Source organism: Legionella sp. 39-23, from assembly GCF_001897665.1.
GTDB lineage: Bacteria > Pseudomonadota > Gammaproteobacteria > Legionellales > Legionellaceae > Legionella > Legionella steelei.
Map to the genome: position 1 here is coordinate 313348 of NZ_MKTO01000018.1, position 14895 is coordinate 328242.

Consider the following 14895-nt stretch of genomic DNA (forward strand, 5'->3'; position numbering starts at 1 on the left):
TTTAGAAGCTCAAATTAGGGCTAGCTGGTTTCATAAAGGTATGTGAAAACGCTTCTGGTGTTGGGCCCTTTGTGTTTAACTCATCAAGATAAATCATTTTAAAGTAAGATTTATTAGCCAATGAACTTATGTCTGGATTTTCAGGGTAATATTTAAGCAAGGGAAAAAACAATGCTTGCCCAATAACATAACGTTTGTCTCTGCTTGCGGGGCTAAGCCCCCAAATGTTTTGATAGGTCATTGCCGCTTCTTCATGATTTATAGATCTGTTTCCTAAATAAAGCATCACGTGGCCGCCTATATAAATCAGTGTCATGAGTGGATGACCTTGTGTTTTCAAAGTACGAATACGTTCATCAACTGTGTTTTTAGTTAAATCAACTCCTGAACTTATTTTTGCCTGTTGTGCCGAATTACGTGGTAACCAAATACCAAACGGAGTAAATAGACTCTTTAATTCTTGTGAGCAATCATTAAAAAAGAAAGCTCCGCCCCATCCATAAGGACGATTTTGTAATTGTTTCAGGATCTTGGCCATATTTTTTTTTGAAGCCTCAAGCGGCATCACACTTGCAGAATGCGACGACACAACCCCAATCTGAGTCACTGCTTGATGATGCTCATTTTTTACTGGAATCAAGATAGATATATCATTATCATCTCGACCAACAAATGGAAATACAGCGCCAATATAGCCTGTCAATTCGAAGTGATGATGTTGATTCATAACGCTTGTTTCTGTTTCCGTAATTGCAACAAGTCCCTTCTTCGCTGCGTTTTTCCATTGCTCAATAAATTGAGTTGAGGCATAAGCAATATCCGAGCTTTTTACCCAAGCAAAATAAGCATCAGGTGTTAAGACCAAAGACCACGATTTATCCTGTGACATAGTAAAAACATAGAGCGGTGTTCCTGCCCAAATCACTGACTCTTGCAGGTTATCAAATGGAAATCCTTGGCCAGGTATTGTGAAATGATAAAAATCTGGAGCATGCTCAGGAAGCGCACGCGCAAATGTATTATTTACGGCAATAGCCTTATTTTTTTCGTTAAAAGCTAGTGTTTCAATAGCTGGCAAATCCATATTGCGTTGGATGCGATTAAGCCATAGTGCATCATGCTCTTTAAAATTTTCCGCGTAGTGTCGCTCTTCATTGGCTTTATTTTGATTGTCGTATTCTTTTAATATCTCCAATTCAATTTTCTTTACTGTAGGAAGAGTAGCAACAACCATCCTCTCACTCCAAGGAGAGAGGCCTTCGGGGCTGTCAGCATAGTAATGATTATAAAACTGCAGCAGTTGTGCCGCTTGATATTCAGGTTTTAATAAAGGAAGCTCATAGTCATCGCTGTCTGAGGGGAAATAATCATTAATATTTTGGGAATAAGGTTTTATCGAAAAATCATAAATAGGGACTTCTGTTGCACAAGCAGCTGATAAAAAGAAAATTCCTAATAATAAAAATCGCCTGCTCATGTACTTAAGAGTAACTAATCCAAACCGCATATAACAGACCCACGCCAATAAAATTTGAGCAATTGTATCATAATTTGATCTTTAGGTAAGAATTTTATCCTCTAAAACTACAGGTGATTCTTCCGACATGGAGGCAACATGCTCATGACGTGCGGGACTTAACAATCTTTGCGACGAATACAGAATAAAGATACTTAAGGGCAATAAACTCAATAAATCAAAGGGAAACTTTAAAATACCTATTCCTTCAAAACTTCCTAAGTAGGAAATAACAAGGATGGTAACCATATAAAATAAAAACCAATATAAAAGTGCACTATTATCCCAAGTGTTTTTGCGGTGATAGACACAATAAATCAAAATACCAAAAAGTAAGGCAATATCTAACTTCCAAATGACTGAGAACCCACACCAATACAGCATTAAATTACAAAAATAAAATGCTGCGTAAGAACAAACTAAAGCCCCAGCAAGTCTAAAAGGTCTTGGTGTTTGTGGCTGTAGTTTACGCATGGCTAAAAGACATATAGGTCCAATGCTGTATGACAAAATACTCGCAGAAGAAAGAAAAGCCACCAACTTTTGCCATCCAGGAAATGGAAGGAAGGAAAATATTCCCACTAATAAATTTGCATAAAGCGTCACGTAAGGAATTTTATGGCGATTCACCTTTAAAAAGATTTTGGGCAAATGATCATTTAATGCCATTCCATATAAAATTCTCGAAGTTGCTGCGGTATAAACCAATGTTGTTCCAAAGGGAGAAAACGCCGCATCAATTAATAGCAAGGTGGCCACAACACCTAACCCTAAAACTAAGGTTAACCCCACTAAAGGTCCACTATCGCCAGGATAACTCAAGGCATGCCAGCCATTAGCCAGATATTTCTGAGGAACTGCAGCAATAAAACTCAATTCCAACATGAAATACAAAATAAATCCGATCAGTACAGCCCCTAAAATAGCAATAGGAATACTTCTCTGGGGATTTTTTACTTCTCCTGCCAATATCAAGCCGTTTTGGAATCCAGTAAATGCAAAGGCAACCCCCCCTGCAGAAAGGGCCGTGAAAATACCTATCCAACTTTCTTTAGTAGACAAATCAATTGCGACATTGCCCATGGACGGTGCAGCATGTAATAAAGAAACGATGGCAATGCTTGGTAATATAAATTTAATAATACTTGCATATTTATTGCATTCAACAAGCAATTTAATTCCATACGAATTCAATACAACGACAAAAAGCATGATGCACATTGCTGCAACATAGCCATATCCAGAAAGCGCGAACGTTGCTGAATCTTTGACAATTAATACCGGAAAAAAGTGACTTGAATACTGCAGAATTGCCTGAATTTCTATAGGGGTCATAACGACATAAGACAACCACGAGGTCCATGCGAATAAAAATCCGACTTCCTTCCCATGAGTGAAGGTTGGATAATTAGACATTCCTCCAGAAATTGGAAACATGGTTCCAAGTTCGCACAGAGGCAGTGCGATAAATAGCATAAATACAGTAGCAATAATCCATGAGATCAATGAATTACTACCGGCCATTTGGGCGCTAATGAATGGACTAAACAACCATCCTGAGCCAATCATTCCACCTGCGGAGACAATTAGGATGTTCGTTGTTGAAATATCACGTTTTAACATAATAAACCTTATGGTGCAGGCAATATTCTAATTTAGCCCAGAAGGTACTGATTATACAAGTTTTTAATCACTCTCAATCACTGGACTTTGAGCATTTTATATTTCTAGTTGCTAGGCACCTAAGAGTTTATTTTTCTACTGAGCTTGTCATCTTAAGCAGCTGGTGCAACCGGTGCATTTTTTGCGGGTGCAGCAGTTAAATCATATGCGAGTAAATGATTGCGTGATTGCAAATCTTTAAAGAAGCGATCACGGCATGTGGTCACAGATAATTTATTGGAAAGATCGACCATTTCAGGTATTGAATTAGATGTTAAATAAGTCGATACAGATAAAAACATTGCTGCAGCTAATTTTTTATTTTTAATCAGTTGAGGTCCTTGTAAAAGCCATAGTTGCATTTCTGGCTGCAACCAACCCATAGCTTGATTAAAATTAAGTTTTTGGGTCTTCATTAGCGCATGTAGTTTTGTTGCTTTGGGAACTAAGTGGACTATATCTATTTTTGCTGCGGATTTTTTTAACTCAGAAGCAATAACAGATTGGAAATCTGGATTAAATGTTGCAAGGAGCTGTAATAAATCGCGCTCAGTAGAGAATGCCTTTTGAGATAACTGAGCGACAATTGTTTTTGACAATGCAAGTCGCTCGTCGGTATTCTGAGCCAAGGCTAAAACATTGTTGGCTTCCGTCATATATCCGCATTGTACATAGCCATGTGCCATTTTCTGCAACAATGCGAATCGCTCAGCAGGACTCTGCGCTAACGCGAAAACTTTATTTGCTTCCACCACATATCCGTCTCGAGCATAGCCCAATGCCATAGACTGCAACACAGCAAGTCGGCCAGCAGAATTCTGAACTGACGCAAGGGCTTTGTTGGCCTCCGCCACATATCCACCTTGAGCATAGCCACATACCAGTTGTTGCAGCACTGCCAGTCGTTCAGCAGGACTATCGGCTAACGCTAAGACTTTATTTGCTTCAGCCACATGTCCGTTTAGAGCATAACCATATGCCATGTACACCAACAATGCACGTCGCTCAATTGAATTCTGAGCTAACTCTAAGGCGTTGTTTGCTTCCACTACATATCCGCCTTGAACATAGCCTAATGCCATATGCTGTAACAGTGAAAGTCGGTCAGCCGAATTTTCAGCTAAGGCGAAGACTTTATTGACCTCTGACACATGTCCACCACAAGCAAAACCAAATGCCATTTGCTGCAGCACTGCAAATCGGTCATCAGAATTCTCGGCTAACGCTAAAACATTGTTTGCTGCCGCCACATGTCCGCCGCGAGTATAGCCATACGCCATTTCCATCCACAATTTGAGTTGGTCAGCAGGATTCTTCACCAACATTAGGACTTTGTTTGCCTCCGCCACATGTCCGCCTTGGGCATAAGCTAACGCCATGTATTGCAACACCACAAATCGGTCAGCAGAATTCTGTACTAACCGATAAGACTTTGTTTGCTTCTGCCGCATGCCCTCTTAGTGCATAGCCAAATGCCATATGCTGCAACACCGCGAATCGGTCGGCAGAATTCTGCACTAACGCTAAGATTTTTTTTGCTTCTGACACATGCCCGCCTTGAGCATGGCCTGATGCCATTTGCTTCAACAATTTGAGTCGGTCTACAGAATCCTGTGCTAGTACAAACACTTTATCTGCTTCCACTACATGCCCGCCGCGAGCATAGCCATATGCTGCCCACAATAATGAAGCATTGAATTCTTTAATTAAAAAATTAACTGACTCTATATTACCTTCAGCTGCTAATTTACTAACTGCCACATCATTTGTTGTAGCATGTTGTACATCAATAGTGGCGAAAAGAAGTATTTTATTAATTGCTATTTTGGCTTCATTTCTATTCAGATTTTTTGCCGCCTTGTAAATCAGTTCACAAAAACAGATATCATCGGAATTGGGCTTCTTTTGTGGTATCTCTTTTGAATCACTTTTAAAATCTAACTGACTGACAACTGTTGGCATGAACTATACTCCGCTACCTGATGGCCTTACACCCTCTAATTTCAGCATATTTTAGTACATGTTAATTGGGCGAGCCATAAATATTCGCCATGCTGGCTATTTTTCGGTCATTATTATACTGCAATTCTGGTTTCCTAGAATCGCTTGCATGTGCTCACGGTTTTGAAAGGTATTCGAAAAAAAAACGCTTTCTATTCGTGATATCCACGTTCTATTGCTTCAATTTCTTTGATGACTTGTTCGCCATTTCCATCAGTTTTAGTATTAAACCAAGAATCTAAAATCTCTGTCGCTAAATCCTGAGTTAAGAGACGATTGGAGAGGGCCAAAACATTTGCCTGATTCCATATCCTTGCTCCCTTCGCTGTTTGAGCATCAGTGCAAAGTGCTGCCCGTATACCTGGAATTTTATTAGCAACAATCGAAATACCCGTTCCTGTCCAGCAAAAGAAAATACCCTCATCACAAGTACCCTGCCGAATTGCCTCAGCAGCAACCTGCGCAGTTTTGATCCATGATTCACTGTGTCCTGTTTTGATTGCACCAAATGCAACAACCTGATGTCCCAAACGTTCAAGCTCTTGAACAACAAACTCATTAACTGGATAAAACTCATCACTACACACTGCTATTTTCATTAGTTTATTACTCCTTCATAGCCTGGGTGCAACCCGGGATAATTCACCCATCCGACATCAACGCACCAAAGTTATCAAAAATTACTGAATGCCAAACCAGCCACCGGTATCGCCTCCAGCCCAACAAGTATTGTTTCTACATGTATTAATTTTTTGAGAACAGAGGAATTTGAATTTATTTTCTTTACTGATATCCATTCCTTTATATCCCTGAGGCTGGCAAATTCGATCCTCATACTTGCCCCAGACGCGAATTTGTCCCATTACATAAATATCTGCTGCCACAGGGTAAACACCTTGATTATGTGAATAACACGCAATATAACAACCAGGCGCCATAGTATAACTGTTATCTGTTGGTAAAAGTGCCTGTTCTGCTCCAGGATAAGGATGATTAATCACTCCATTATTTCCAAGAGTATAAACTGGAAAAGGTGACGGCAATAAAGACTTATTGGGATCCATAGGCTCACCTAGAGCAAAACATGTTGTAATAAATAAAAAGCCAATACTACTCAATAATATTTTTTTCATTTTATTTCCTTAAAGAGAGACTTATCTAAGTATAGGCAAATAAAAAAAACAGGTTTTGTAGGCATACCTTTATAAATGATTGGACTGGTAGTCATGTAACCTTGGTGCAGTGGAATCCCGGATTTTTTTTGGCGTCATCCAGTATCGACCATCGTAATAAAGTACTACCGTGGTGCTCACTCTCTTCTATGAGGAGAGAGAACCTTTGGGAGGGAAGGTGCAGATCCCGGGTTACGGCTTCGCCTTCACCCAGGCTACAAAGTACTACAGAGCGAATAAACTCTATCTTGGTTGGTTTTCAACTCCATTAAAATCAATGTCATAAGTTGAGGCAGGATAAAACCCTTTCCTCACCCTGATCACTCTGCAAAGCACATTGAGCATGATTAGTGTACTTTTCAATCTGAACCATGGATATGCTTTATTTTTTAATACGTCATGTGCTCTTCGGTAATCCTTAACAAAACGGAGCGGATTTTTTAGAAAATACTTGAGGCTGTGAAGCATCATTCCCTGCCCCAGCATATAGGGCTGCATATGCTGCATATTAGGTACATCATACTGGCGTTGCCCACTTAAAATAGAATGCCAGTCAATCTTATCAGTTAGAAGATGAAAACCGCTGGTTACTCGTGGATTACATTCTAAGACGTAAGCATTACCATTCATTAAAATAAAATCAAAAGCAATTTGACCGCTAAATTGGAAGCGTTTGCAAAATGTTTTAATAAACTCAGTAATTGGTTTAATTTCTGCAGGCTCGAAATAAATTCCCGTGGAACGCCCCGCCTGATATTTAGAGTAATAACACGATTGAATTAAAACCTCTCCTTTTTGGGCAATGGCATAAGTACTATACTCTTTTCCTTGAACAAAGTGCTGTGCAATATACGGTTCACTGATTGATAAATTTGCAAGAGTTTTTGGCGCGGGTTTAATGAGCGTGCGCGAGCCAAAACGAGAAAAAACCGGTTTTAAAACAAGCGGGATATCTTTGGGAAGATTTTGTTTGTCCTTATCTGTGTTAATTAACCAACTTTGTGGCGCAGCCAAACCATATTCACTCACAAGTTGGTTAAATTCATATTTATTATGCAGTTGATTCAAACGCTCAAAGGGTTCACAGAATACTTTGGTATGCTTTGATAACTCTTCATGACCTTGGCTGATATGAAAAATCTCTTCGCATGTAGGAATTAAAAGATCAATTTTATATTGAATCACTATGTCTTTTATTGCTTTCAAAAATGCCGCAAGATCATGATTGGGCTTAGGGGTAACAAAATGCTTTTTGACTCCTTTAACACATCGCGCAAGCGGGAACAGCATGCTTTCGGCACTGTAAACCTGGTATCCCTGATTCATGAGGCTACGCATAATATCCATGGTAGCTGGTGCCCTGCCACCAGTAATTAAAATGTTCATCTACATCATTCCTTAAAACCAATTACAATTTCCATTCATTTGCTCTTCATATGGTTCCCGCGCATAAAGTGCGAGGCGTAGGCGCTCTAAGCTAGATTATCAACAACCCTAAGTTTTGAGAGACAGTCATAAAAATGATATGGCGTTGGACTCATTAATAGTTGTTCTAATCTTTTGCCAAAGGCAACATGATGTTCAGATAAAATCATGTTTATCAGCATTTCATTAATCATATAAGCCATTTGTATGGAGTCACCTCCCATGTCGCCAAAAGTAGCATGATTATCAATAACTTCAAGAGGTAAAGACAAGGTATTCGCAAATAGTTGACGAATTTTTGCTAATAAATTGTCGTCTTCATCGTGCCTGGAAGAGCTCGATACAGAAACAGGTTTCGGCAATTTTTTATAATCTACTTTTCCCTGTACGGTTAAAGGCAGCTCAGCTAAAAAAAAGAAATATTTTGGAACCATGTAAGACGGAAGAACAACTGACAACACACTACCTAAATTAGCTAACTGATTCTTTGAGTTAGCCACTATATATGCAGCAAGTTCATTGTCCACGCACATCACAATCGCTTGCGCTATTCCATCAAACGCTAATAAGGCATGTTCAATTGTAGATAACTCAATACGGTGGCCTCGAATTTTTATTTGCTGATCCTTTCTTCCTAAATAAACAAGTAAGCCATCTCCTCGGTGTTTCGCTAAATCACCACTTCGGTACATACGTTGTCCTGGAAAAAAAGGATCATCCATAAATAGCTGCTGACTCAGTTCAGGTTGATTCAAATACCCTATCCCAACAGAAACTCCTGCAATATAAATTTCTCCCTCCTCTTCAATCTTTACTGGTTTTAATTGGTTATCCAAGCAATAGATACGTGTATTCGCTGTAGGAATACCGATAGGCACACTGCCTTGAAGATCGCTTCCTGCATTATATTGATGAACCATGCAACCTACAGTAGTTTCCGTAGGGCCGTATTCATTAAATATGCGTGCAACAGGTAATTTTTCATTAATTGTTTGAGCCAATATACAAGGTAAGTCTTCACCGCCAACAACCAAAGTTACTTGATGCTCTGACTTCATAGGCAAATTACTTATCATTCTTAGGTGCGATGGAGTGAGCTTTAAAAAATTAATCCTTTGATTGGTTAGAATGTCTTTTAATATCAATGAAGTGATGAGCTCAGGCATGAGCCTCATGCTGCCGCCGGTAAGTAATGGCAAATAGACTGTGGTCACGGTTAAATCAAAAGCAATACTAGTAAATAGAGCAGTATGATAAGGTTTATTATTATTTCGGTATGCATCAACTGCCCAAGATAAATAGTTCAGTAATTGCCCATGGTTTATCATAACTCCCTTAGGTGCTCCTGTAGAACCTGAGGTATAGATAATATATGCTAACTGGCTTAAAGAGCTCGTGCATGGCTTGGGTATATTTGTACTCATGATGTCTACTGGAATATGGGTACATAAACCTGAATAATTTAATTCGGCATGCTGCTCATGAACAACTAAATCAGGTTTAGCATCTTCTAATAATGCTAAAACCCAAGCAACAGGTGATTTGATATCAATTGGAATATAAGCAGCACCTAAGTACCAACAAGCCAGCATAGAGCAAATCATATCTTCATTGCGTGGTAAATAAATAGCAACTTTATTCCCACACTGCATACCTAATTCAGAAAAATGACTGGCGATATTCAAAATACGATGTGTCAATTGTTTATAAGTTAGAGTTTGAGTCTTTGAAATTAGAGCATGATCGTTGGGATGTTCTATAGAACGCTCCCATATCTTCGTGAACGTATTTTTTTCTTGAGGATAAGCAATTTGTGTATTGTTATATACAGGCCATAGCGAAGCACTGGATCGCTTTTCATTTGTAGTAATCTTAGACACATCAATCAACTTCTTAAATTGATTCGCCAAATGGATGCATTCTGTACGTGTAGCATGTTTATTTGATACAGAGAAGCATATTGTTGTTGCGTTATGATGTTCTGTGACAATAAGCACAATTGGTGCAATTGGAACATTAATCGGTAAAAAGTAACCATCGATGGCTTTACTGCCCTGTTTTGAATCAAAATCCGCTAAATTAATCGACAATTTAGATACAATCCCAGACATCATGTAGCGATTTTTTTTGTTTTGGTAATAAATCAATGATCTAAGTAATCCCTTTAATAAAGATAAAGGTAAAAAACGCACAAATGCATCATACTTTCCAATCTGCAATTCGTTTTGACTACCAAGTTGTCTCATCATATCACTGAAAATGGTCGACCATGTCGCGCCCTTTGCTGCTTCAACAAAAATAGGGTTTGCAAAATTAGCGGTTGTATTTGCATGAGCAACATGATGGCGCAAATCTACGGGAATCATAAAGCGAGCCTTTTCAGCCCCTAAATTAGCACTAGCAGCTAATAATATTTGACAAATTTTGGCGGTTATTGCATTGATTTTTCCAGGAAGAGTTACTTTATGCCATAGATAATGAGCATGAGTAAGCCCCGTGTTACCTGTTGGCGCGATGCAATCCAATGGGAAATTAGGACGATACTCATTTTTTCTATTTTGTTTAAGAAAGTCATAATCACTCATCAACTGATGTGTGCCAACTAAAGACTCCTTCCTCCATGCCCGAAAAATCTCACTCACCCAGTGATATAAGCCCATACCGTCCATGACACCATGAAAAGCACGGAATACTAAAAAATGGCGTATTCCTTTTATATAGGTAACTTGCGTGGCAGAATGCATAGGATCAAATTTATTGCCATGGAGAAATGGGGCGTATTGTATCTCTTGACCATCCCACTCGTCCTCAATAACACAAACTAGATCAGCATCTTTTGGCACTTCTGAAGCAACATTCCATATCGAATTGCGCCATCTTAAATTTGCTCGCAAATGTATATATGGATTAGCAATGCTTGCTTGAATAATAGCCTGGTTAAGAGAGGAAACATCTACTTCTGAATCCATTTCAAACACTAATTGCAATGAAAAGGAATGATGCATTGCATCGCCAGCAAGATACAATTTCTCACTCGGTGTTATTATACGCTCAAACGTATTTTTATATTGATGTGCCATAAAAGCGAGCTAAAAAATGAGCTGTTTTGCTTATAATTACATAAAATAGAGTGATAACTATACATTAAAAATTGTTTTAATACCAAATGATAATCCTCTGAGATCAGCGCTTATTGTACAAGGATAAGTCATGGTAGATTTATCTCTCGATCATCACGTTCATCTTTTTCTGTTTCATGTGGAATAATTTGATGTATTCTTTCCTTAAACTCTAGGAAGTCTTTTTTAAAAGTTGTCAATTGCTTTGCAACATTACTTTGTGTTATCCCAAGCCAACCAAAAAATGTTTTGTTCTGAGCTTTATTAATTGCTTTTTCTATAGAGGGTTTCAGTTCTTCAATTGCTTCTTGATAATTCATATCTCCTGACGCAACATGTTGCCTTAAAGTATAAACCATATTGCTTAACTGCATTATTGCTATCGTTTTCTCATCATGTTTTTTAAAATCAATGGCATTATATTTATCGCTTATAAGGTCGCGCCATTTATTACCTTTTTTTTCATGTACCAATGCTTCTTTCAATTTTCCAACGAGTTGTTCAAATTCATAACATCGCGACTCTGTCGTTATTTGTCTTAATGTACTCATAGGATCACTGCTTTTGGGATAGTCATCCTGGCAACATGTTTTTATAAGTGAGTCATATTGCCCCTGAGGAATTGTATAGCCAGCGCTTCCAACCTGACGTTCAAATGATCCAAACTCTGTTATGCGCTGTGCGTATAGTATCTTTTTTTGAGCATCATAAGGTTCAGAGAGCTCCTGAGGTAATGTTATATTGCGAACATTATTAGCCATAACACCATTAATTTCTTTACAGAATGAGGATAGTTCTTCAATTGTTTCAATTTGGTCTAACTGAGTCATTAATGGCATGTTTTGAAGAATTTTTTTAGCCTTCTCAATTTCAGGTTGTGTTTTTTCATCTAATTGTTGTTCTTTCGTCAAATCTACTAACAAACTCATATCGGCGAGTATAATTTCAACTGCAGATTTTATTCGCTCTTTTGTATTGCGAATATAAGAGTCGTCACTAGGCGTCTTATTACTTATACGAATTGATAAATCTCGTTGAATCCCAATTAGCTCTGCAATTGGGTTATATTCTTCATAATGTAGAAAAGATGCTTTCTTTAAATTTGTAGGCAGCATCCCACCAGTTTCTTGATTTGCGTACGTGTTGGCTGAAACCCTTACAATATCATCTCTATCATCTGCATGAACATAAGTCACATCGCTATTGGGATGACTGGCGCAAACATCATGTATTTGAAAGTAGGCTAAACGAAACTTCATGTCTCCTGACATTAAATAGGGCTGCCTTACATCGTCCTCCAAAGTTTGCTTTTCTTTTAAGTCAAAGTTATATCCTGGTTTTTGGCCTAAAACACTATCAAAAACAACCCTCTTATTTATTTCAACTGGGGGCGTTATATTTTTTCTTAACGCATTAGCAAAATGCTCAATAGCTCGAAATGCAGATCCATTTTTATTTTTAGGACCATCATCTTGATCTTTTTCTGCAGATGTTCTATTCGATCCAACCATAATAACCACTTTATCGTATCCGTCTGCTCCTTTTTTTACAGAGTCAAAGAGTACTTGATTGGCTTCTACAACTGCTTTTTCATATTCATCTGGGGGAATGTTTTCAGGAGTTTTATATTGTTGCAGAAGTTTTTGATATCGCTCGACGAACAAATGACTCCCTAAACAACCATCAAAATCAATGGAAACGACGAGCACCTTCTCTCTGGGGGTTTCTATTCTTTGCTCCACAACAGACACCTTTTAATATTATGCTTTATTTAATTATAGATATATTTATCATCTATCAAATCAAAAATGCACAAAAAGATTTAATTAAGTATTGAGCTGAATCACCGCTCTGCAGCAATATTATAAAAAATCTTTTACCTGGTTTCGTTGTGCTACTCCCAGGCTATAAAGATAATAAAACTCTGTTGTAGATTTTAAACACTTATGATGATTTTCTGCGTTGCATAATTTGCGAAAAGAATTCAGGCTTATTCAAACCCATCGATGCAAAAATTTGAGGCACCCTATCCCAAGAACCCTCTTCCTCAATGCTTGCGACAATTAACTCAAAACCAGCCTTTTTGTCAGGTTCTAAGCCCCAACCATTAATATAACAGAGTCCTCTTAATCGTTTTGCAGCGATATGATTTAATGCTATTGCCGCTGATAAATATGCATGCGCCTCTTCAAAAAGTTGATTGCATTTCTTCAGATTTGTTTCACTTTTAAAAACGCCCTCTTTTTCCAAATTTTGTCTGAATTTTGCTTCTTCAAGGGTCATTTGTCCTATTTGAAAATTAGCCTCCGCATCATCCAATCCGGCAGCAGCCCTATAGCATTCCTGATACATTAAACTCGCATAAGGAAACTTTTTATTTCCTTTTAACTTGCTGTAAATGGATGCTAATTCAAAATAGTAGCCAATTTCTTTTTTTAGCATTTCATCTCCGGGTTGATTATTTACCCGATTCGCCTGCATCACTTTTATTTTCTTATTAAGTTTTTTAATTTTCCAACGTTTTAAATAGGCCATAACCTCTCCTGCCATTTGCTATGATGTTGCTTGGATGAGATATTGCAATAAAAAAATCACAAGCACAATGAGAATCATTAAACCAAGAATCTTTAACCCCAAACCAGCGGATTCTTTTATTTCTTTGCCAATTTGTTTGGTGGGAGGATTTTCTTCTTCCTCTTCAACTTTCAACTCTGATTTATAAAGATTGTTATCTATATGATTAGATACAAAATAGGAAATTAATCCAGTGATCATGCTCGGTACAAAAAATATAAGCCAAACAATAAGCTTACTGGCTCCAACAGTATAGTTATATTCATCCTGTAATGAACCCAAAAGATCTAAAACAATAGCGGGGACATTATAGTTTAATCCCCAAGCAAGATAGGGCAAAATATATAAGCTAAAGAAAAACAAGCCCAGGCAAAGAACCAAACAAATCATGCCTAAAATATAGAGTTTACTATTACTGCCAAATCGATCTTGTTCCATATTAACCCTAAAAGTATCCTTTTATTAAATTTAAGATAGCAGATGGATCTAAATAAGTACACTTACTGGTGATATTAACTAATTCATTTTAAAATATAATATAGATAAATTATTTTTTAAGGCAACACATGAAACGTTATGTTTTTATGATTTCCGATGGTACAGGGATTACAGCTGAAACCTTTGGCCACAGTTTAATTACCCAATTTGAAAATATAAAATTTGAAAAGCTCACCATCCCCTATATTGACTCTTTAAAAAAAGCGGAAAATGCAGTGCAACAAATTAACCATGCATTTGAGGAACAAGGAATCAAACCCTTAGTATTTATGACGCTGATTGACCCAGAGATCAGAAATTACATTAAAAATGCAAATGCCCGTGTATTTGATTTATTTAATACATTTATTGGTCCTATGGAAGAAGAGCTTAATGAAAAATCTTCTTACACCGTTGGGAGAACCCATGGAGTGGGTAACAGCAAATTGTACTTGCACCGACTCGAGGCAATCGATTTTGCGCTCTCTCATGATGATGGCGTCAAAACTCGTGGATATGACAAGGCAGATATTATTCTTATTGGCGTTTCGCGATGTGGTAAAACACCCAGTTGTTTGTATATGGCGCTCCAATATGGAATTTTAGCCGCTAATTACCCATTTACTGAAGAAGAAATTTTCGGCTTTAAGTTACCTGATGTACTAAAACCATATAAAAATAAACTTTTTGGATTAACTATTGATCCACAACGTTTACAACACATCAGAGCAGAGCGCAGACCAAACAGCAAATACGCCTCATCTGAGCAATGTCGTCTCGAAGTACATGAAGTGGAAGCGATGTATCAAAAAGAAAAAATTCCTTACATTAACTCGACGAAATACTCTATAGAAGAAATATCAACCAAAATACTTGCTGCCTCAGGCTTACAACGAAAAATATAGTTAAGAGTAGCCTAGATGAAAGTCTCAATGATCAAAATCCAGGC

Annotated in this window: 12 protein-coding genes; 1 reads left to right on the forward strand and 11 read right to left on the reverse strand. The window is 37.8% G+C overall.

Annotated elements, in window-relative coordinates; all coding sequences use genetic code 11:
* Position 1: 1 nt before the first annotated feature.
* The 11 genes from BGO44_RS08400 to BGO44_RS08450 all read right to left on the reverse strand — a co-directional run bounded on the left by BGO44_RS08400 (position 2) and on the right by BGO44_RS08450 (position 13907).
* The gene (locus BGO44_RS08400) at positions 2-1507 is read right to left on the reverse strand and encodes an SH3 domain-containing C40 family peptidase (protein ID WP_273197954.1); all 1506 of its coding nucleotides are present in this window, start codon (positions 1505-1507) and stop codon (positions 2-4) included.
* 51 nt (positions 1508-1558) lie between these two features.
* The gene (locus tag BGO44_RS08405) at positions 1559-3139 is read right to left on the reverse strand and encodes an APC family permease (RefSeq protein WP_058510404.1); all 1581 of its coding nucleotides are present in this window, start codon (positions 3137-3139) and stop codon (positions 1559-1561) included.
* Between the two features lie 152 nt (positions 3140-3291).
* Entirely contained in the window at positions 3292-4629 is a 1338-nt protein-coding gene (locus BGO44_RS08410) for a hypothetical protein (protein WP_273197956.1), read from the reverse strand.
* On the reverse strand, positions 4580-5140 hold the full coding sequence (locus BGO44_RS08415; protein WP_273197958.1) for a hypothetical protein: 561 nt from the start codon (positions 5138-5140) through the stop codon (positions 4580-4582). The genes BGO44_RS08410 and BGO44_RS08415 overlap by 50 nt, the downstream gene beginning before the upstream one ends.
* 191 nt (positions 5141-5331) lie before the next feature.
* Entirely contained in the window at positions 5332-5778 is a 447-nt protein-coding gene (locus tag BGO44_RS08420; RefSeq protein WP_058510406.1) for an RpiB/LacA/LacB family sugar-phosphate isomerase, read from the reverse strand.
* Positions 5779-5859: 81 nt separating this feature from the next.
* Positions 5860-6312, reverse strand: a complete 453-nt coding sequence (locus tag BGO44_RS08425) for a hypothetical protein (RefSeq protein WP_058510407.1) — start codon at positions 6310-6312, stop codon at positions 5860-5862.
* A gap of 282 nt (positions 6313-6594) precedes the next feature.
* Positions 6595-7737 (reverse strand): ATP-grasp domain-containing protein, encoded by a 1143-nt coding sequence (locus BGO44_RS08430; protein WP_058510408.1) that lies wholly within the window; start codon positions 7735-7737, stop codon positions 6595-6597.
* 86 nt (positions 7738-7823) lie between these two features.
* The gene (locus tag BGO44_RS08435) at positions 7824-10856 is read right to left on the reverse strand and encodes a non-ribosomal peptide synthetase (protein ID WP_273197959.1); all 3033 of its coding nucleotides are present in this window, start codon (positions 10854-10856) and stop codon (positions 7824-7826) included.
* 128 nt (positions 10857-10984) lie between these two features.
* Complete coding sequence (locus BGO44_RS08440) at positions 10985-12637, reverse strand: hypothetical protein (RefSeq protein WP_273197960.1); 1653 nt, start codon at positions 12635-12637, stop codon at positions 10985-10987.
* Between the two features lie 202 nt (positions 12638-12839).
* Positions 12840-13430: an SEL1-like repeat protein gene (locus tag BGO44_RS08445; RefSeq protein ID WP_058510411.1), complete on the reverse strand. Its 591-nt coding sequence runs from the start codon at positions 13428-13430 to the stop codon at positions 12840-12842.
* 18 nt (positions 13431-13448) lie between these two features.
* Positions 13449-13907 carry a hypothetical protein gene (locus BGO44_RS08450; RefSeq protein WP_058510412.1) on the reverse strand — a complete coding sequence of 153 codons (459 nt, stop codon included), beginning with the start codon at positions 13905-13907 and terminating at the stop codon, positions 13449-13451.
* A 128-nt stretch (positions 13908-14035) separates the two neighbouring features.
* On the opposite strand from BGO44_RS08450, the gene ppsR reads away from it, so the two are divergent.
* Positions 14036-14851 carry a posphoenolpyruvate synthetase regulatory kinase/phosphorylase PpsR gene (ppsR, locus tag BGO44_RS08455; protein WP_273197961.1) on the forward strand — a complete coding sequence of 272 codons (816 nt, stop codon included), beginning with the start codon at positions 14036-14038 and terminating at the stop codon, positions 14849-14851.
* The last annotated feature ends 44 nt before the right edge of the window (positions 14852-14895 follow it).

Bases quoted from the DNA above. Each gene is read 5' to 3' on its own strand.
- BGO44_RS08400 (WP_273197954.1), bottom strand. From the start codon at position 1,507: ATGCGGTTTGGATTAGTTACTCTTAAGTACATGAGCAGGCGATTTTTA.
- BGO44_RS08405 (WP_058510404.1), bottom strand. From the start codon at position 3,139: ATGTTAAAACGTGATATTTCAACAACGAACATCCTAATTGTCTCCGCA.
- BGO44_RS08410 (WP_273197956.1), bottom strand. From the start codon at position 4,629: ATGCGGCAGAAGCAAACAAAGTCTTATCGGTTAGTACAGAATTCTGCT.
- BGO44_RS08415 (WP_273197958.1), bottom strand. From the start codon at position 5,140: ATGCCAACAGTTGTCAGTCAGTTAGATTTTAAAAGTGATTCAAAAGAG.
- BGO44_RS08420 (WP_058510406.1), bottom strand. From the start codon at position 5,778: ATGAAAATAGCAGTGTGTAGTGATGAGTTTTATCCAGTTAATGAGTTT.
- BGO44_RS08425 (WP_058510407.1), bottom strand. From the start codon at position 6,312: ATGAAAAAAATATTATTGAGTAGTATTGGCTTTTTATTTATTACAACA.
- BGO44_RS08430 (WP_058510408.1), bottom strand. From the start codon at position 7,737: ATGAACATTTTAATTACTGGTGGCAGGGCACCAGCTACCATGGATATT.
- BGO44_RS08435 (WP_273197959.1), bottom strand. From the start codon at position 10,856: ATGGCACATCAATATAAAAATACGTTTGAGCGTATAATAACACCGAGT.
- BGO44_RS08445 (WP_058510411.1), bottom strand. From the start codon at position 13,430: ATGGCCTATTTAAAACGTTGGAAAATTAAAAAACTTAATAAGAAAATA.
- BGO44_RS08450 (WP_058510412.1), bottom strand. From the start codon at position 13,907: ATGGAACAAGATCGATTTGGCAGTAATAGTAAACTCTATATTTTAGGC.
- ppsR (WP_273197961.1), top strand. From the start codon at position 14,036: ATGAAACGTTATGTTTTTATGATTTCCGATGGTACAGGGATTACAGCT.